An 18,114-nucleotide genomic window follows, 5' to 3' on the forward strand; every position below is an offset into this window, starting at 1 on the left:
CCTTCCAGGGTTACCGAGTGGTCTGGTGCTGGTGACGGCGGTACCAGCGAATGGTTTCTTCGAGGCCCGCCCGCAGTGTGCGGGGGTCAAAATCGATGACCTCGAACATCCTGGAGAGGTCCAGGCGGCGGCCGGCGATGCCCACCGGGCGGCTGGGAACGGTACGGATGCGCTCGGGCCGGTCCAGTACGTCGGTCACCATCCTGGCCAGGTCCAGGATGGTGGTCTCCTCGGTGGTGCCGATGTTCAGCACCCGGTGCTTGCCGGTTTCGACCATGCACAGCGAGGCCCGCACCAGATCGGCGACGTGCACGAAGGACCGGGTCTGGCTGCCGTCGCCCCAGATCTCGATCTCCTCGCCGGCCTCGGTCTTGGCCAGCATGCTGGGGATCACCCGGCCCCGGGACGTGTCGAAGCTGTCGCGGGGGCCGTAGACGTTGGCCGGCCGCACCAGGAAGACATTGGTCCCGAACTGCTTGTGGTGCAGGCCGGACAGGATCTCCGCATAGGTCTTGGACAGAACATAGCCGTTGTCGGTGTACCGCATGTGGGCGCGGTAGTCGTCGTCCTCGCTGGTCGCCGAGGTCAGCGGCCCGCAGTACACCTCCGACGAACTCATGACGACAACTTCGTCCGCTCCGAAGTCCCGCACGCAGTTCAGCAGGTTGGAGGTGGTGCGCTGGTTGCTGTCGAGGATCTCCGCGGAGTGCTCGTGCTTGAACTGGGCATTGCCGTCCAGCCCCGCACAGTGCACCACGGTGTCGATGGACGGTGCCAGGTACTTGAACGCGGCCCGGGTCTCCTCCGCGTCACGCAGGTCGACCGCGACGAAACGGATCCGCTCCGCCCCGGGCAGGGACGCCAACTCTCGCTTGGTAGCGGGGCGTTCGCCACGGTGCAGGGCCAGTACCGTGGCGCCGCGCGCGGTGAGCTGTTCGACGAAGTGCGAGCCGATGAATCCCAGTGCGCCCGTCACGAGAGCCGTACGGCCTGCCCACCGGTCGCCCGTCACCCGGCCTCCCGCTGCTGCTCAGAGGGTGCCGTGCCGTCCGTACCGCTGAGGAGTACGGCCTGCACCGGGCACAGGTCCGCGGCCTGGCGGACCTGCTCCCACAGGGCCTGGGCGGGCTCGGGATCGCTCGCCCGGCTCAGTCCCTCGTCGTCCTGCTCGAACACCTCGGGCGCCGCCAGTTCGCACTGGCCGGCTCCGATGCACCGGTCCTCGTCTACTGCCACGCGCATGTGCGTACTTTCTGTGTAGGTCACCACTCGGCCGGCCGCCCTGCGGCACAGCCGGTCATCACGTGCCGGTCACCACGCGCCGGTCACCACTCGACAGGCAGCTCGTGCAGTCCGAAGATCGTTGCGTCGGGCTTGACGCGCAGCGCCTGGACGTCGGTGGCCAGCCGCAGGGTCGGGATACGGCGGATGACGGCGCCGAGGGTGACCTCCAGCTCCATCCGGGCCAGGTTCTGCCCCAGGCACTGGTGCGGGCCGTAGCCGAAGGCCACGTGGTGGCGGGCCGAGCGGTGGATGTCGAAGGTGTCGGGGGAGGGGAACGCGTCCTCGTCACGGTTGCCGGAACCGAGCGAGACGATCAGGCCGTCCCCGGCCCGGATCGTCATGCCGCCCAGTTCGATGTCGGCGGTGGCCGCGCGGCGCATCCCGTCCGCGATGGAAAGGTAGCGCAGCAGCTCGTCGATGGTCTGCGGCAACAGATCCTCGTCGGCGCGCACTTCGGCCAGAGTATCCGGATGCTGAAGCAGCGTCAGGATTCCCAGCGCGGCCATGCTGGCGCTGGTCTCGTGGCCTGCCGCCAGCAACAGCACGGCGTTGTCGACCACTTCGTTGTGCTGGATCTCACCGGGGAGCAGCCGGTTGACGATGAGCCCGCTGAGCAGGTCGTCTCCGGGCGTCTTGGTCTTGGCGGTGACCAACTTGTCCAGGTAGTCACGGAGTTCGAGCAGCGCGGTGAGTGACTCGCCGTCCCCGGCCATGCGGGTGGCGGTCTCACTGCGTTCCTGGAAGAACTCCCGGTCCTCGTACGGGACGCCGAGGAGTGCGCAGATCACCAGCGTGGACATCGGCAGCGCCAGTTCGGCCACCAGGTCCGCCGGCGCCGGTCCGGCGAGGAGCTTGTCGATCAGGTCGTCCACGAGTCGTTCGACGCCTGGTCGCATCGTTCTGACCCGGCGCACGCTGAACTCGGAGATGAGCATGCGGCGCAACGTGTTGTGTTCGGGCGGATCCATCGTCAGCAGCGAGCGGAAGCCTTCGCCGTCGCTGTCGGTCGGTGACAGCCGGGGCAGGGCGGCCGGATTGATGGTGACGCGGGAATCCGCGAGAAGGGCCCGCACGTGTTCGTGCTTGGTGATGAGCCAGGTTCGCGAACCGTCCCAGACCTGTGCCCGGGCAATGGGTTCGGAGTTCCTCAACTCGGCGTATTTGGACGGTATTTGAAACGGGCAGGTGCGGGCCATCGGCCATGCAGTTCCTGCCTGAGCCGACGTTAAGCCGGGTCTGGCCGAAGCGCTCAAGACTTCCCCCTGTTCATCGTCGGACCTTGGTTATCGGACCGCCGTTGCGTAGAACAGGCAAGCACAGCGGTGATCGGGGCGCAACGTTCATTCTCCACCACGTGACGGAGCTCACAACTCCGGTAACAAGTCACTGGTGAAGGAGGGTGAGCGGGTGATTCATTGCCCACTTCGGTCTTGTGCGTCTCGGTCAACTCCCTGTAGGTTCCCCCATGATCGACGATCGGCAGATCGGTGAGCAGCCAGACGCTTTTTCCGCCCGAGCTCCCGCAATCAAAACGTTGTGACACAAGCGACGATCGTCGGAAATCCAGCCGTAACCCACCCGTTTTCCGGACGCCTCGGGCTCGGGCAGTGCTGTCTATGGGGGAGAATTTGATGACCACCACTTCTCGTGACGCGACCCTGTATCTCGACCTTCTCAAGAAGGCTGTCGCGAACACGATTTACGAGGACCCTTCCCACGTCGCCGGATTTATCACCGACACCGCCTATGTGGCGGAGGCGCGCGAGTCCGGCGAGGACTTCCCGGTCGTGGCGCACACCATGATCGGCCTCAAGCGGCTGGACAACCTTCACCACTGTCTGGAGTCCGTCATCCGTGACGCCGTCCCCGGTGACTTCGCGGAGACCGGCGTCTGGCGCGGGGGCGCCTGCATCTTCGCCCGCGGCGTGTTCCGGGCGCACGATGTGCAGGACCGTACGGTCTGGGTCTGCGACTCGTTCCAGGGTTTCCCCCGGACGCTCGAAGACGACCACCAGCTGGACAAGGACATCGACCTCGAGCAGTACAACAAGGTGCTCGACATCCCGACCGAAATGGCCACGGTCCAGCAGAACTTCGAGCGCTACGGACTCCTGGACGGACAGGTCCGCTTCCTGCCCGGCTGGTTCAAGGACACCATGCCCACCGCGCCCATCGAGCAGCTCGCGGTACTGCGGCTCGACGGCGACTCGTACGCCGCCACCACCGATGTCCTGAACCATCTGTACTCCAAGGTGTCCGTCGGCGGTTACCTCATCGTCGACGACTACTGCATTCCGGCGTGCCGGCAGGCAGTGCACGACTTCCGGGACCGGCACGGCATCACCGAGGAGATCCATCAGATCGACCGGCAGGGGGCGTACTGGCGGCGCTCCGCCTGACCCGGCCGCGGCCGGCAGGGCATCACAGCGACGAGGGAGGGACGGAGCGCGATGCGCCCACTCGGCATTGAGGGGGCCTGGGTGCTGGATCCCGTCATTCACGCCGACCACCGGGGCCAGTTCCACGAGTGGTTCCAGGGTGAGCGGTTCCAGCAGGCCACCGGGCATCAACTGCCCTTGGCACAGGCGAATATCGCGGTGTCCCGGCGTGGCGCACTGCGCGGGATCCACTTCGCCGAGGTCCCGCCCGGCCAGGCCAAGTACAGCGCATGTGTGCGCGGAGCGGGCCTCGAAGTGATCGTGGACATCCGTACCGGCTCGCCGACTTTCGGCCGCTGGGAGGCGGTCCCGGTGGACGACCGCCGACACACCGCCGTCTACGTCTCGGCCGGGCTGGGCCGGGCCTTCCTCGCCCTCACCGACCACACCACCCTCATGTACCTGTGCTCCTCCGGATACAACCCCGGCCGCGAGCACGCCATCAACCCGCTGGACCCGGACCTGGCGATCGACTGGCCGGCGGACATCGAACCACTGCTCTCCGACAAGGACGCAGCCGCCCCCGGTCTCGCGGAAGCGGGGCGGCTCGGCCTGCTCCCGTCCTACCGGGCATGGCAAGAGCACCACGCGCCACCGCACGGCGTGTAGCTCCGCTCGCGGCGCCACCGCCGCGGACGCCGGAGAAAGGGAACGCACCACACGGGTGCCGGCCGGCGCCCCGGCGCTCCTCAGGACCGCGTCGTGGTCCCGGAGGCAGTCGGCCTCGTCGTGGGGCTGGAGCCAGGACGAGGTCCACTGAGATCCGGCGGCCCGAGTCACCCCTCAGCCCAGAACGCCACGGAGGACCCACCGTGAACGACACCCCGTCGGAGCGCTTAGTGACCCGTCGGCCCATGAAGGGCATCATCCTCGCCGGCGGCAGCGCCACCCGGCTCCGCCCGCTGACCGGCGCACTGTCCAAGCAACTGCTGCCGGTCTACGACAAGCCCATGATCTACTACCCGCTGTCGGTTCTCATGCTGGCCGGCATCCGGGACATCCTCATCATCTCCTCCCATCAGCACATGGACATGTTCAAGGCGATGCTGGGCGACGGCTCCCGCGTCGGCCTGAACTTCGACTACGCGGTCCAGGACCGGCCGCGCGGCATCGCCGAGGCGTTCCGCATCGGTGACAAGCACATCGGCGACGACCAGGTCGCCCTCGTCCTGGGCGACAACGTCTTCCACGGCCCCGGCTTCTCCACCGTCCTTCACCACAGCATCCAGCGCCTGGACGGCTGCGAGCTGTTCGGCTATCCCGTCCACGCCCCCGAGCAGTACGGCGTCGCCGCCATCGACGCACAAGGGCGTCTGCTGTCCCTGGAGGAGAAGCCGCAGCGTCCCCCCTCCAACCTCGCCGTCACCGGCCTGTATTTCTACGACAACGACGTCGTCGAGCTGGCCGGGGACCTTGAGCCGTCCGCCCGCGGCGAGCTGGAGATCACCGACATCAACCGCGCCTACCTGGAGCAGGGCCGGGCCCGGCTCACCGAACTGGGCCGCGGCTTCGCCTGGCTGGACATGGGCACGCACGATTCCCTCCTCCAGGCCGGCCAGTACGTCCAGCTCCTGGAACAGAGACAGGGCGAACGCATCGCCTGCATCGAGGAGATCGCGCTGCGCATGGGGTTCATCGACGCCGACACCTGCTACCGGCTCGGCCAGGAGCTGACCGCCTCCAGCTACGGCGGATATCTCATGGACGTGGCTTCGCGCTTCGCCACCAGCCAGGCCGGCTGACCGTTCTCGGGCCCGCCGGCAGCGCATTCCAGCACCGCGGTCCACTACGACAGACCCACCACCAGACACACAGAAAGGCGGTCGACGGATGCGCGTCCTGGCGACCGGGGCAGCCGGATTCATCGGCTCACACTTCGTCAGAAGTCTGCTGGCGGAGGCGTATCCAGCGCTGGCCGGCGCCCACGTGCGAGTTCTCGACAAGCTCACCTACGCCGGAAACCGCGACAACCTCGCACCGGTCGCCGATCACCCACGCCTGGAGTTCCGGCACGGTGACATCTGCGACCCGGCCACCGTCGCCGAGGCGATGCGCGACACCGACCTGGTGGTGCACTTCGCCGCCGAGTCCCATGTCGACCGCTCCATCAGCGACGCCGCCGCCTTCGTCACCACCAACGTGCTCGGCACACACCGCCTTCTCCAGGCCGCCGCCGACGCCGGCATCGAACGCTTCGTCCACGTTTCCACGGACGAGGTGTACGGCTCGATCAGCGAGGGAGCCTGGCCCGAGGACCACCCCCTGGCCCCCAATTCACCCTACGCCGCGTCCAAGGCATCCTCCGACCTCCTGGCCCTGGCTTTCCACCGCACCCACGGCCTCGACGTGCGGGTGACCCGCTGCTCCAACAACTACGGGCCCTTCCAGCACCCCGAGAAGGTCATCCCGCTGTTCGTCACCAACCTCCTCCAGGGACGCCGGCTGCCCCTGTACGGGGACGGCCTCAACTGCCGTGACTGGCTGCACGTGGACGACCACTGCCATGGCATCGCCCTGGTCGCCGACCGCGGCCGGGCCGGCGAGGTCTACAACATAGGCGGCGGCACCGAGCTGTCCAACGTCGACCTCACCAAACGCCTGCTCGCGATCGTGGGCGCCGACTGGTCCGTCGTCGACCACACCACCGACCGCGCCGGGCACGACCGCCGCTACTGCGTGGACACCCGGAAGATCACCGAAGAGCTGGGCTGGGCGCCCCGCACCGACTTCGACCGCGGCCTCGCCGACACCGTCGCCTGGTACCGCGATCGCGCCGACTGGTGGCAGCACTTGAAAGCCTGACGCCGCCATCGCCGCCGGATCCCGGCGAAGCCCGTGCTTTTGAACACCGCCCCACGGAAGGACTCCACACGGCCGTGACTGCCCCGACCGCCACAGGTGACCTCTGGCTGCGCCGCTACCGGCAGGTCGCCGACCCGGCCGTCCGGCTGGTCTGCTTCCCGCACGCCGGCGGCAGCGCCAGCGCCTACCTCCCCTTCACCCGGATGCTCCCGGACTTCGTGGAGGTCCTGGCCGTCCAGTACCCCGGCCGCCAGGACCGCCGTCAGGAGCCCTTCCTGGAGTCCGTCGACGCCCTGGTGGACCACGTCCTGCCGGTCCTGGAGCCCTGGCTCGACCGCCCGCTGGCACTCTTCGGCCACAGCCTCGGCTCGCTGCTCGCCTACGAGACGGCCCGCCGCCTCGACCTGCGCGGCGGCGCCCCCGCCCACCTCTTCGTCTCCGGACGGGTCGGCCCGACCGTCCCCCGTGAGATCACCGCACACCTCCTCAGCGACGACCGGCTGATCGCCAAGATGGCCGAGCTGCAGGGCACCGACCCGCGGGTGCTGGCCGACGAGGAGCTGCTCCGCCTGGCCCTGCCCACCATCCGCAACGACTACCGGGTCGCCGCCTCCTACAGCTGGCGCCCCGGCCCGCGGCTCGGCTGTCCGCTCACCGTCCTCACCGCTCTGGACGATCCCCACGTGCCCGCCGACGGTGCCCGCGCCTGGCACCAGCAGACCAGCGGCCCCACGGCGTTCCACTCCTGGCCGGGCGGTCACTTCTACCTCAACGAGCACACCACGGCCGTGTGCCGGGCGATCGAAGATGCCCTGCGGCCGCTCGCCGCGCCACCGCAGCCCGCTCCGCCGTCCGCCACAGAATGAGAGAGCCCCGATGACATCCCGTTGCCCGGTCACCCGGACCCGCACGCACCCGTTCAGCGCCCCCAACGGCGTGGAGATGGATCCCACCTACGCCCACCTGCGCGCACAGGAGCCGGTGTCGCGGGTTCGTATGCCCTACGGCGGCGAGGCCTGGCTGCTCACCCGGCACGCCGACGTCCGAGCGGTCCTCGGCGACCAGCGTTTCAGCATGGAAGCCGGCGCGGGCAAGGATGTCCCCCGCCCCACCGAGCACCCCCTCCCCGCCGGCGCGCTCATCGGCATGGACCCGCCCGGCCACACCCGTCTCCGTCGGCTCGCCGGCAAGGCGTTCACCGCCCGCCGGGTGGAGGAACTGCGGCCCCGAGTCGAGGAGTTCACGCACGGGCTGATCGACGAGATGCTCGTCGGCGAGCCGCGCGCGGAGATCATGGAGGACCTCGCCCTCCCGTTGTCCATCTCCGTCATCTGCCAGCTGCTCGGAGTCCCCTACCAGGACCGGTCCCGCTTCCAGGGCTTCTCCGACGCCATGCTCTCCTCCTCCCTCACCCCCGCCGAGGTACAGCAGAAGGTCGAGGAGTTCAGCGCCTACATGGCCGCGCTGGTCGCCGAGCGGCGCGCCGAACCCCGCGACGACCTGCTGAGCAGCATGGTCCAGGCCCACGACGAGGGCGACCGGCTCAACGAGGGCGAGCTGCTGATGCTGGGCACCGGTCTGCTGCTCAGCGGATACGAGACCACCGCAACCCAGATCGGCAATTTCGTCTACCTCCTCCTCAAGGACCGCGAGCTGTACGAGTCTCTGGTCGCCGACCCCGAACTGGTGCCCAGCGCCGTCGAGGAGCTGCTCCGCTTCACCCCCCTGAGCGTCATGGACGGCTTCGCCCGGATCGCCCTGGAGGACGTCGAGATCAACGGGACGCTCATCCGGGCCGGCGAGGGCGTGGTCACGTCCATCGCCTCCGCCAACCAGGACTCGACGGCCATGCCCGGCGCCGACTCCATCGACCTGGCCCGGAGCAACAACCCGCATCTCGGTTTCGGCCACGGCATCCACTACTGCATGGGTGCCCCGCTGGCCCGCCTGGAAATGCAGATCGCGCTGGGCACCCTGGCGCAGCGGCTCCCGGAGCTGCGCCTGGCCGTGCCGGCCGACGAGGTCCGCTGGCGGACGGGCCTCCAGCTGCGTACGCCCGAGGCGGTCCCGGTCACCTGGTGACACCGTTCGGGCCCCCGCCACCACACACGAGAGCGCCGGCCGGACTCCTCCGGCCGGCGCACACTCCTGTCGCGCCCCGGACCGGCAACGCCCCGGCGGCCCGCGGGTGTGCACGCGTGCGCCCGACCGACGCACGAAGACCACTGATTTCAGGGCGCGAGAGCCCGACCGACTCGACGTGGGGATCGAATTGAGCAGCACAAAACCCGCACCCGCCTCCTACCCCTTCAACAGCTCGGAAGGGCTGGACCTGGACGAAGCGTACGAGAGGGCGCAGAAGGGCGAAGGGCTCCAATGGGTCCGCATGCCGTACGGGGAGCCGGGCTGGCTCGTCAGCCGTTACGACGACGCGAGATTCGTGCTCGGCGACCGGCGGTTCAGTCACGCCGCGGTGGCGGAGAACGACGCGCCGCGTATGCGGGAACTCCAGACCCCCAGCGGCATCCTCGGCATGGACGCACCTGACCACACCAGGCTGCGCGGGTTGGTGACCAGAGCATTCACCCCGCGCCGAGTGGAGGCCCGGCGGCCGCACGTCAAGGAGCTGACCGCCTCCCTGCTGCAGGACATGAAGGCAATCGGGTCGCCTGTCGACCTGGTGGAGCACTACGCCATCCCCATCCCCGTGGCCGTCATCTGTGGCCTGCTGGGCGTGCCCAACGAAGACCGGGCGCTCTTTCGCGGCTGGTGCGACATAGCAATGTCCACCAGCTCGCTCACCGCCGAGGACCATGTGCGGCTGGCCGGTGAATTGATGAGCTACCTGTCGGACCTGGTCGAAGACCGCCGCGCCGCTCCGCAGGACGACCTCGTATCGGCACTGATCGAAGCCCGCGATGTCAATGGCCGACTCTCGCACGAAGAGCTGGTCAACCTGATCGTCTTTCTTCTGTTTGCCGGCCACGAGACCACGGCCAGCCAGATCTCCAGCTTCGTCCTGGTCCTGCTGGAGCAGCCGGACCAGTTGGCTCTCCTCCGCTCCCGTCCGGATCTGCTGGAAAACGCCGTGGAGGAGCTGACGCGATTCATCCCGCTGGGAATCGGAGCAGCGTTCCCGCGCTACGCCACCGAGGACATCGAGGTGGGCGGAACGCTGATACGGGCAGGCGAGCCGGTCCTGATCCAGTCCAACGCAGCCAGCCGGGACGCCTTGCGTTTCCCCTCACCCGGCGTGCTCGACATCACCCGCGACGACGCCCGCCACCACCTCGGTTACGGACATGGTCCGCATCACTGCCTCGGTGCGTCCCTCGCGCGGCTGGAACTTCAGGAGGCGCTGAGGACCCTGCTCGACGGGCTGCCCGGGCTGCACCTCGCCCAGGACGTCGAGTGGAAGAAGGAAACGATTGTGAGGGGGCCGCGCAGGATGTTCGTGGCCTGGTGAGCGTCGCGGCATCGGGAGAGGCGGCGGGCCCCCTTTGAGGGAGCCTCTCCCATGCGCCGAGAGGCACCTCCCCGCCCCGACTTCCGTACACCGTGACACCTTGGAGGACTCCCGTGACAACGCAGTGGACCACGCCGTCCGCACTCGGCCGCAGGCTCCAACGGACCCGCGTGGGGCACTGGTTCGCAGGTAGCCAGGGCGATCCGTACGCGTTGATCCTGCGCGCCATGAGGGACGATCCCTCGCCCTACGAGGAGGAGGTCCGCGCGCGCGGACCGGTGTTCCACAGTGAAGCGCTGGACACGTGGGTGATCGCGGACGGCGTCCTCGCCCGGTCCGTCCTGACCGACGCCCGCTTCGGAGCGCTGACCCGCGAGGGAGGGCGGCACCGCGCGGAACATCTCCCGCCGGCGGGAGCCGAACTCCACCCGGACCGTGCGGGGGACGGGCACGGCGGCGCGCCGGCCGATGCCGGTCCGGCGGTGCCCGCGGAGGACGAGGCGGCCGTGGAGGCCCTTGCCGAGCAGGTGTCGCAGACCCTCCTGAGCGAGCTCGGCGCCGACTTCGACCTCGTCGCCGACTTCGCGCGCCGTCTGCCGGCACAGGTCCTGGCGGAATTCCTGGGGATACCCGCAGCCGACCGCGGCCGGTTCGAGGAACTGCTGACCGGCTGTGCCCGCAGCCTCGACAGTCGGCTGTGCCCGCAGACTCTCGCCATCACACGCGCCGGCCTGGCGGCGGCGGCCGAGCTCCAGGAACTGCTCGCGCGTCACCTCGATGACGGTGGCGCACGGCCCGCTCGCGCGGCTCTCACCCTGGCCGTCGGCGTGGCCGAACCCTCCAGCGTGCTCCTCTGCAACGCCTTCGAGACGCTCGGCAGCGCTCAAGGGGAGCGGGACGCCCTCTGCCACAGCCCGGAGCGAGCCGGCGCCGTCGTGGCGGAGACCTGGTGGCGCAAGCCGCCGGTGCGGGTGGAGAGCCGGATCGCGCAGGAGGACGTCTCACTGGCCGGGATGCCGATCCCCGCAGACGGGCATGTGGCGATCCTGGTCGCCGCCGCCCAACGTGACCCGGCGATCGCACAGGCCCGTGCGGCGGACGGCCCCACCGACGCCCCCGGGCAGGGCGACGGCACCGGGATACCCCTGGGGCTCCTCGGCGACGCGCACTCCACCTCGGCCGCGCGAGCGGCCCGCACCATTGCCCGCGCCGCGCTGCGGGTCCTCGCGCGGGAGGCACCGGGCCTGCGGGCGAGCGGGGCAGCGGTGCGCCTGAGGCGGGCGCCCGTCACGCTCGGACATGCCCGCTTCCCCGTCTCCCGGGCGGGCTCCGGGGCACTCACCGCCCCGGGTGCGGCATGAGCATCCGCGACGAACACCGACTGCCGAACGAGGAAGCGAGCCGATGCGCGTCCTGATCACGTCGATCGCCCACAACACGCACTACTACCACCTGGTGCCACTGGCCTGGGCCCTGAAATGCGCCGGCCACGAGGTGCGAGTGGCCAGCCAGCCCCGCCTCACCGACATCATCACCGGGTCGGGACAGACGGCCGTGCCGGTCGGAGACGACACCGACCTGTTGGAGCTGCTCACCGAGATCGGCGGCGACATCGCCCCGTACCAGGCGGGACTGGACTTCGCCGAGGACCGGCCCGAGGCGCTGACCTGGGAGCATCTGCTCGGCCAGCAGACCGTGCTGACTTCCCTGTGCTTCGCGCCGCTCAACGGTGACTCCACGATGGACGACATCGTCGCGCTGGCCCGCTCCTGGCAGCCGGACCTGGTGATCTGGGAGACCTTCACCTTCGCGGGAGCGGTCGCGGCCCATGCTGTGGGTGCGGCGCACGCCCGTCTCCTGTGGGGCCCCGACGTCATCGGTCAGGCCCGGGAACGGTTCGTGGACGCCAAGGCACAGCAGGCTCCCGAGCACCGGGAGGACCCGATGGCCGAGTGGCTCGGCTGGACCCTGGAGAGGCTCAGCCTCCCGCCCGCAGGAGACGGGCTGGAGGAGTTGCTGAACGGCCAGTGGGTCATCGACCCGGGCCCGGAGAGCCTGCGCCTCGACCTTCGCGGGCCGACCCGGCCCATGCGTTTCGTCCCCTACAACGGCCCTGCCGTCGTACCCGGTTGGCTGTCCGAGGAGCGGAAGCGCCCGCGGATCTGCCTCACCCAGGGGGTGTCACGACGCGAGACCCACGGCTCGGACATCGTCCGCTTCCAGGACCTGCTCACGACCCTGGCCGACCTCGACATCGAGATCGTCGCCACCCTCGACAGCGCCCAGCGGGAGAGCCTGACGGAGGTTCCCGACAACGTGCGGATCGTCGACTTCGTTTCGATGGACGTGCTGCTGCCGAGCTGCGCCGCGATCATCCACCACGGCGGTGCCGGAACCTCGGCAACAGCTCTCCTGCACGGCGTGCCGCAGATCATCATCGGCGCGCACTGGGACGCGCCGCTCATGGCCCGGCAGCTCGACGACGCGGGCGCGGGGATCTCCATCCGCCCCGATGACCTGGATGCGGACACACTGCGCGCGGCGGTTCAGCGCGTGCTCACGGACCCCTCCCTCCAACAGGGCGCGGACCGCCTGCAGGCCGAAATCCGGTCCCAACCCACCCCGGTGGAGCTCGTCCCCACGCTGGAGCGGCTCGCCCGGAGCCACCGGCGATCCCACTGACCGCACTGCCCGACAGGGGCCACGGCCGGCCCCCGGCCGTGGCGCCCCTACCGGCCCTGATTCGGCAACGTCACCGCAGGAATCCGCGTGCATCCCCCCAGCCTGCGGCGACATCCGCCTCAAGCTGGTTGAGCCGTGCCGTGATCACTTGGTCGAACCCGTCCATGAAGTACTCGTCACCGTCGTGCGGTGCGATCTGCCGGCCGTCGCCCACGAACCGCTCGACCACCTCCGCCAAGGAGGTGTCCGGCCCCACCCGGCCCGCGATGTAGCGGTCCGCTCCGTCGAGGTCCGGGAACCCGGCCTCGCGGTACAGGTACACGTCACCCAGCAGGTCGACCTGCACCGACACCTGGGGGTGCACGGACGGGCGCATCGTCCGCGGCCTGATCCTCAGCAGTTCGGCGTCCGCGCCGGTCTTCAGGCTGTGCAGTGCGTAGCCGTAGTCGATGTTCAGCGTGGGGGTCAGCCGGCTCACCCGCTCCTCGAAGGCGAGGAGCCCTTCCTGGAGCTCGGTGCGTTCGGCCTCGGTCAGCCTGCCGTTGTCGCGGCCGCTGTAGTCCTCGCGTACGTTCAGGAAGTCCACCGGCCGGTCCGGCGCCGCCTCGTTGAGTTCGGCGATGAAGTCGACAAGGTCGAGCAGGCGGTGGGTGCGCCCGGGCAGCACGATGTAGCTGAATCCCACTCGTACCGGGTTCTCCCGCTCGGCACGCAGCTGCTGGAAGCGTTGGAGGTTGGCGCGGACCCTTCCGAAGGAGGCGCGCTTGCCCGTGGTCTCCTCGTACTCCTTGTCATTGAGCCCGTAGAGCGAGGTGCGCACCGCGTGCAGGTCCCACAGGCCGGGTTGTCTGTCCAGCGTTCGCTCCGTGAGCGCGAAGGAGTTCGTGTACACGGTCGGCCGCAGGCCCCGGGCGGCCGCGCGGCTGCTGAGCGTGCCCAACCCCGGGTTGGTCAGGGGCTCCAGACCTCCGGAGAAGTACATGGCGTACGGATTGCCGGGCGGTATCTCGTCAATGATGGACGCGAACATCGCGTTACCGGACTCCAGTGCCGACGGATCGTAGCGAGCACCGGTCACGCGGACGCAGAAGTGGCAACGGAACATACAGGTCGGCCCCGGATACAGGCCCACGCTGTAAGGGAAGACCGGCTTGTGCGCCAGGGCCGAGTCGAAGACTCCCCGCTGCTCCAGGGGCAGTACGGTGTTCTGCCAGTACTTGCCGGCCGGCCCGGCCTCCACGGCGTGCCGCAGCCCCGGCACCTGGCCGAAGAGGTCGAGGAGACGGCTGAAGGAAGCCCGGTCGACGTCCAGCGACCGACGTGCTTCCTCAAGGGGAGTGAAAGGGCGGTTCCCGTAATGCTCCGCGAGCCGTACGAGCTGAGGCGCGACCGTTGCGGCCTCGTCGGCTCCGGCGTGGCCGTCAGCGATCAGGTCGCGACGCACCGCGTCGACCGCTGCCGCGAGGTCGGCGCCGGGGCGAGCGCAGGTTGCGACCGGACCGGCGGTCGGGGAGGGGGCTGTGGATGTCATCCTGCATGTCCCATCGTCATCAGCACGCGGTTGTCGGCGCCGAAGTGTTCGGCACCGTGAGCGTGCAGGTCATCACGGAATTTATTGGCACCCCAACGGCCTCGCGAGAGCAGATCTTGCGGCCCGTGGGGGGGGCGGCCGGCGTATCCGGCAATCCGCCGAACGGCGCGGCATTCGGCACAGCACAACACCAAATCCCTCTCCCCACGCGCCCGTCGGGGTCGGTGAAGATCGCCCCACGCTGGCGCCGGACAGCTAAACTTGCCCCGCCCCGAGCCGTTGACCAGCACGAATGAAGAAGCATCGCTGGCGTACCAGGAGGAACGAACGAATGGCGCAGTGCGACAGAAACACCTTCTCGCTGGGTGGCGACCTTGCGGTGCACCGGATGGGCTTCGGCGCCCTGCGGCTGACCGGCCCGGGATACTGGGGTCCGCCGGACGACCGTGAAAAGGCGCTCGAAATAGCCCGGCTGGCCGTGGACCTCGGTGTTTCCCTCATCGACACCGCCGATTCCTACGGGCTGGGGAGCAGCGAGGAAGTGCTGGCCGAAGCGCTGCGCCCGTACCCGGACAGCTTGGTGATCGCGACGAAGGCAGGCCAGTGCCGTCCCCGCCCCGATCAGTGGGTGCCGTTGGGCAGGCCCGAGTACCTGCGTCAGCAGGCCGAGTTGAGCCTGCGCCGTCTTGGGCTCGACCGCATCGACCTCTTTCAACTGCACCGGATCGATCCGAAGGTGCCGGCGGCCGAGCAATTCGGGGCGCTGAAGGAGTTGCAGGACGAGGGCAAGATCCGGCACATCGGACTGTCCAAGGTCACCGTCGAGGAGCTGGAGGAGGCCCGTGAGCAGATCACCGTGGCCAGTGTGCAGAACCTGTACAACCTGACCGACCGGCACAACGACGAGGTGGTCGACTACTGCGAGAAGCACTCGATCGCATTCATCGCGTGGCTCCCGATAGCCCGAGGTGAACTCGCCGCTGAAGACAGCCCGGTGACTGCCATCGCCGGCGAACTGGGCGCGACGCCCGGTCAGGTGGCGCTGGCGTGGCTGCTGCACCGTTCCCCGGTAGTGATCCCCATTCCCGGCACGAGCTCGCCCGCTCACCTCAAGGAGAACGTGGCGGCATCGGAACTCACCCTCTCCGAGGACCAGTTGTACCGGCTCGACGCGCTGGGACGATAGCGACCCCGGGGGAGTACCGGCACACTGCTCCCGGGGCGGGACGGCAGACCGCCGGACAGGAGTCGGGCACCACTGCCTTCGTGTCATTCGACGCTCGACGTGGCAAGGCAAGTCAGGGCGCCACCGTGGGTTCCCGATGCTCGCCGGCCCTGCGGGTGACCTCGTGTCCGCGCGCCACGATGAGCCGTACGATGTCGCACACGCGGCGGATGTCCTCGCGGGAGACGGTGGGGCCGGTGGGCAGGGCGAGTACCTTCTGCGCGAGCCGTTCGGTGTGCGGCAGGGTGACCGGCTGCTCCGAGCGGTAGGGCTCCATCTCGTGACAGCCGGGGGAGAAGTACCGCTGGCACACTACGTTCTCCGACTTGAGCACGTCTCCCAGCAGGTCACGGTAGACGCCGGTCACCGCGGCGTCGACTTCCACGATCAGGTAGTGGTAGTTGTTGCGCTCGGCACGGTCGAACTCGATGACCTTCAGCCCGGCGAGGCCGGCCAGCTCCGACCGGTAGTTGTCGTAGTTGGCCTCGTTCTGGCGCACCGTTTCCTCGAAGGCATCGAGCGAGGTCAGGCCCATCGCGGCGGCGGCTTCGGTCATCTTCCCGTTGATGCCCGCCTCCGTGGACACCCGCCCCTGCGCGAACCCGAAGTTGTGCATCGCGCGGATCCGCTGGGCCAGTTCCTCGTCATCGGTCACCACCGCGCCGCCCTCGAACGCGTTGACCACCTTGGTGGCGTGGAAGCTGAACACCTCGGCCTGCCCGAACCCGCCGATCGGCCGCCCTTCCGACGTGCAGCCGAGCCCGTGTGCGGCATCGTAGAACAGCTTCACACCGTGGTCGGCCGCGACCTTCGCAAGCTCGTCGACCGCGCACGGGCGACCCCACAGGTGGACCGGGACGATCGCACTGGTGCGGGGGGTGATGGCCGCTTCGACCAGTGCGGGGTCCATGCAGCCGGTACGCGGGTCGATGTCACAGAAGACCGGCGTCAGGCCCAGCCAGCGGAACGCATGGGCAGTCGCCGGGAAGGTCAGGGACGGCATGATGACCTCGCCGGACAATTCCGCGGCGCGAGACAGAAGTTGGAGAGCGATGGTCGCGTTACAGGTCGACACGCAATACCGTACGCCCGCCAGCTCGGCCACTCGTTGCTCGAACTCACGGGCCAGCGGTCCGCCGTTGGTCAGCCACTGGTTGTCCAGCGCCCAGTTCACGCGATCGAAGAACCGGGTTCGGTCACCGACATTGGGGCGACCCACGTAAAGCGGTTGCAGGAATGCCGAAGAGCCGCCGAATATGGCGAGGTCGCCAATATCGCGTTTCATATTCACATCTCCCCCGGCGTATGCGAAAAGATGCACACACGGTATTCATGACAGGCAGTACAGCACAAGAGTGAAGCCGTGAAGAGTCAACGATTTCACGATGCGTCCGAGGCCTCGGATCGACTCCGGACACAGTGAAAACGGGCACAGCAGTTTCGAGTGCGGCGAGTTCGAGCACAGTGATTTCGAATGCAGTGTCGGTCATCCTCAGCAGGCATGCAGCATGCTGCGCACGACAATCGAGGATCCGTCTTCGACAAGGATTTTGGAAGTGCTGGACAGGCGAGAGGCTACGGCGCACCGCGACATCTTTCGCCGTGCACAGGTGAGAGGCCCGCGCTATCAGCGCGGGCGCGAGACCCCGGCCCGGACGGATCGGCTCAGCCTGGACCGGGCAGCGATCAGTGCTTGCGGCGCCAGTAGACGCCGGTCACGTCCACGGTCTCGATCGGCTCGTCGATGCCGTGCTCACGCCGGTAGTCGTGGACGGCCTCCTTGCAGGCCGGAATCACGTAGTCGTCGACGATCGCGAACCCGCCGACGGAGAGCTTGGGATACAGGTTGACCAGCGCGTCCATGGTCGACTCGTACAGGTCGCCGTCCATCCGCAGGACTGCGAGCTGATCGACCGGCGCCGTCGGCAGGGTGTCGGCGAACATGCCGGGCAGGAACTTGACCTGTTCGTCGAGCAGGCCGTAGCGAGCGAAATTCTCCCGCACCTGCTCCTCGGAGCAGCTCAGCACCCAGTTCAGGTGGTGGAATTCCATGCCCTGGTCGAGCGGATGGCTGTCCTCGGACGTCACCGGGACACCGGCGAACGAGTCGGCGAGCCACACGTTCCGGTCTTCCACGCCGTGTGCCTTGAGTAGCGCGCGCATCAGGATGCAGGCGCCACCGCGCCATACGCCGGTCTCGATGAAGTCACCGGGGACGCCGTCCCGAAGAACCTGCTCCACGCACTCCTGGATGTTGTCCAGGCGGCGCATTCCGATCATGGTGTGTGCGACCGAAGGTACGTCCAGACCGGCCGCGCGATGGTCGACATCAAACGTGCCACGCTCTTTCGCGGGGTTTTCCGAGCCCGGACGCATGCTGTCCGCTTGATCCTTGTCCAGGACATTCATCCCGAACGGAAAAGTCGGGTGATCCTCATAAATAGTGTTCGCCAGAACCTTTTTGATGAGGTCGACGTAAAGCTCATGGGCCTGCACGGTCAAAGCATCCCCCAGCTTAAGAATCAAGCAAAAAAGTTTCTATTCTTAACTCACCCTAACAGCAACTAGAGGGAGGGAGCAAGGAAAATTCTCTCGATAGTGCCGGTGGCTGAGCCTCTTTCATCCCGAATGGCCGCATGTCAGCAGTGTGTGAACGGCTCGGGCGGGCGATCGGCCCCGGATCGGC

At 68.3% G+C, this 18,114-nt stretch carries 16 protein-coding genes; 10 read left to right on the forward strand and 6 right to left on the reverse strand.

All coding sequences use genetic code 11. The annotated features are described in order from the left end of the window. Window positions 1-10 precede the first annotated feature (10 nt). From ABZ840_RS29915 to ABZ840_RS29925, 3 genes are all read right to left on the reverse strand, one after another. On the reverse strand, window positions 11-1,012 hold the full coding sequence (locus ABZ840_RS29915) for an NAD(P)-dependent oxidoreductase (RefSeq protein WP_361564549.1): 1,002 nt from the start codon (window positions 1,010-1,012) through the stop codon (window positions 11-13). Continuing rightward, window positions 1,009-1,242: a ferredoxin gene (locus ABZ840_RS29920; RefSeq protein WP_361564551.1), complete on the reverse strand. Its 234-nt coding sequence runs from the start codon at window positions 1,240-1,242 to the stop codon at window positions 1,009-1,011. The genes ABZ840_RS29915 and ABZ840_RS29920 overlap by 4 nt, the downstream gene beginning before the upstream one ends. Window positions 1,243-1,325: 83 nt before the next feature. After that, on the reverse strand, window positions 1,326-2,357 hold the full coding sequence (locus tag ABZ840_RS29925; protein WP_361564554.1) for a cytochrome P450: 1,032 nt from the start codon (window positions 2,355-2,357) through the stop codon (window positions 1,326-1,328). A 558-nt stretch (window positions 2,358-2,915) separates the two neighbouring features. Here ABZ840_RS29925 and ABZ840_RS29930 point away from each other — a divergent pair. The 9 genes from ABZ840_RS29930 (at window position 2,916) to ABZ840_RS29970 (ending at window position 12,672) form a co-directional block, all read left to right on the forward strand. After that, a complete protein-coding gene (locus ABZ840_RS29930) occupies window positions 2,916-3,683 on the forward strand; it encodes a TylF/MycF/NovP-related O-methyltransferase (protein WP_361564557.1) in 768 nt (255 codons plus the stop codon). Between the two features lie 51 nt (window positions 3,684-3,734). Then, entirely contained in the window at window positions 3,735-4,331 is a 597-nt protein-coding gene (locus tag ABZ840_RS29935; RefSeq protein ID WP_361564559.1) for a dTDP-4-dehydrorhamnose 3,5-epimerase family protein, read from the forward strand. 245 nt (window positions 4,332-4,576) lie between these two features. After that, window positions 4,577-5,464 carry a glucose-1-phosphate thymidylyltransferase RfbA gene (gene rfbA, locus ABZ840_RS29940; RefSeq protein ID WP_361564562.1) on the forward strand — a complete coding sequence of 296 codons (888 nt, stop codon included), beginning with the start codon at window positions 4,577-4,579 and terminating at the stop codon, window positions 5,462-5,464. An 88-nt stretch (window positions 5,465-5,552) separates the two neighbouring features. After that, the gene (gene rfbB / locus ABZ840_RS29945) at window positions 5,553-6,524 is read left to right on the forward strand and encodes a dTDP-glucose 4,6-dehydratase (protein ID WP_361564564.1); all 972 of its coding nucleotides are present in this window, start codon (window positions 5,553-5,555) and stop codon (window positions 6,522-6,524) included. Between the two features lie 74 nt (window positions 6,525-6,598). Further along, window positions 6,599-7,390 carry an alpha/beta fold hydrolase gene (locus tag ABZ840_RS29950; protein WP_361564567.1) on the forward strand — a complete coding sequence of 264 codons (792 nt, stop codon included), beginning with the start codon at window positions 6,599-6,601 and terminating at the stop codon, window positions 7,388-7,390. A 10-nt stretch (window positions 7,391-7,400) separates the two neighbouring features. Next, window positions 7,401-8,606, forward strand: coding sequence for a cytochrome P450 (locus ABZ840_RS29955; RefSeq protein ID WP_361564570.1), 1,206 nt, complete (start codon window positions 7,401-7,403; stop codon window positions 8,604-8,606). A 178-nt stretch (window positions 8,607-8,784) separates the two neighbouring features. Then, window positions 8,785-9,990 carry a cytochrome P450 gene (locus ABZ840_RS29960; RefSeq protein WP_361564572.1) on the forward strand — a complete coding sequence of 402 codons (1,206 nt, stop codon included), beginning with the start codon at window positions 8,785-8,787 and terminating at the stop codon, window positions 9,988-9,990. Between the two features lie 113 nt (window positions 9,991-10,103). Next, window positions 10,104-11,351: a P450-derived glycosyltransferase activator gene (locus tag ABZ840_RS29965; RefSeq protein ID WP_361564575.1), complete on the forward strand. Its 1,248-nt coding sequence runs from the start codon at window positions 10,104-10,106 to the stop codon at window positions 11,349-11,351. A 43-nt stretch (window positions 11,352-11,394) separates the two neighbouring features. Beyond that, a complete protein-coding gene (locus ABZ840_RS29970; protein WP_361564578.1) occupies window positions 11,395-12,672 on the forward strand; it encodes an activator-dependent family glycosyltransferase in 1,278 nt (425 codons plus the stop codon). A 70-nt stretch (window positions 12,673-12,742) separates the two neighbouring features. Here the strand turns inward: ABZ840_RS29970 and desII are convergent, their stop codons facing one another. Continuing rightward, window positions 12,743-14,203 carry a dTDP-4-amino-4,6-dideoxy-D-glucose ammonia-lyase gene (desII, locus tag ABZ840_RS29975; RefSeq protein WP_361564580.1) on the reverse strand — a complete coding sequence of 487 codons (1,461 nt, stop codon included), beginning with the start codon at window positions 14,201-14,203 and terminating at the stop codon, window positions 12,743-12,745. Between the two features lie 331 nt (window positions 14,204-14,534). Here desII and ABZ840_RS29980 point away from each other — a divergent pair, with 331 nt between their 5' ends. Next, window positions 14,535-15,389 (forward strand): aldo/keto reductase, encoded by an 855-nt coding sequence (locus ABZ840_RS29980; RefSeq protein ID WP_361564583.1) that lies wholly within the window; start codon window positions 14,535-14,537, stop codon window positions 15,387-15,389. Between the two features lie 112 nt (window positions 15,390-15,501). Here ABZ840_RS29980 and ABZ840_RS29985 read toward each other — a convergent pair whose 3' ends face one another. Both ABZ840_RS29985 and ABZ840_RS29990 read right to left on the reverse strand, forming a co-directional pair. Further along, window positions 15,502-16,713 (reverse strand): dTDP-4-dehydro-6-deoxyglucose aminotransferase, encoded by a 1,212-nt coding sequence (locus ABZ840_RS29985; RefSeq protein ID WP_361564586.1) that lies wholly within the window; start codon window positions 16,711-16,713, stop codon window positions 15,502-15,504. A gap of 401 nt (window positions 16,714-17,114) precedes the next feature. After that, a complete protein-coding gene (locus ABZ840_RS29990) occupies window positions 17,115-17,954 on the reverse strand; it encodes a TylF/MycF family methyltransferase (protein WP_361564589.1) in 840 nt (279 codons plus the stop codon). Window positions 17,955-18,114: the final 160 nt, after the last annotated feature.

Origin of the sequence: Streptomyces sp. NPDC047117 (genome assembly GCF_040643545.1) — a bacterium.
Classification (GTDB): domain Bacteria; phylum Actinomycetota; class Actinomycetes; order Streptomycetales; family Streptomycetaceae; genus Streptomyces.

Bases quoted from the DNA above. Each gene is read 5' to 3' on its own strand.
- ABZ840_RS29920 (WP_361564551.1), bottom strand. From the start codon at position 1,242: ATGCGCGTGGCAGTAGACGAGGACCGGTGCATCGGAGCCGGCCAGTGC.
- ABZ840_RS29930 (WP_361564557.1), top strand. From the start codon at position 2,916: ATGACCACCACTTCTCGTGACGCGACCCTGTATCTCGACCTTCTCAAG.
- ABZ840_RS29935 (WP_361564559.1), top strand. From the start codon at position 3,735: ATGCGCCCACTCGGCATTGAGGGGGCCTGGGTGCTGGATCCCGTCATT.
- rfbA (WP_361564562.1), top strand. From the start codon at position 4,577: ATGAAGGGCATCATCCTCGCCGGCGGCAGCGCCACCCGGCTCCGCCCG.
- rfbB (WP_361564564.1), top strand. From the start codon at position 5,553: ATGCGCGTCCTGGCGACCGGGGCAGCCGGATTCATCGGCTCACACTTC.
- ABZ840_RS29955 (WP_361564570.1), top strand. From the start codon at position 7,401: ATGACATCCCGTTGCCCGGTCACCCGGACCCGCACGCACCCGTTCAGC.
- ABZ840_RS29970 (WP_361564578.1), top strand. From the start codon at position 11,395: ATGCGCGTCCTGATCACGTCGATCGCCCACAACACGCACTACTACCAC.
- desII (WP_361564580.1), bottom strand. From the start codon at position 14,203: ATGACATCCACAGCCCCCTCCCCGACCGCCGGTCCGGTCGCAACCTGC.
- ABZ840_RS29980 (WP_361564583.1), top strand. From the start codon at position 14,535: ATGGCGCAGTGCGACAGAAACACCTTCTCGCTGGGTGGCGACCTTGCG.
- ABZ840_RS29985 (WP_361564586.1), bottom strand. From the start codon at position 16,713: ATGAAACGCGATATTGGCGACCTCGCCATATTCGGCGGCTCTTCGGCA.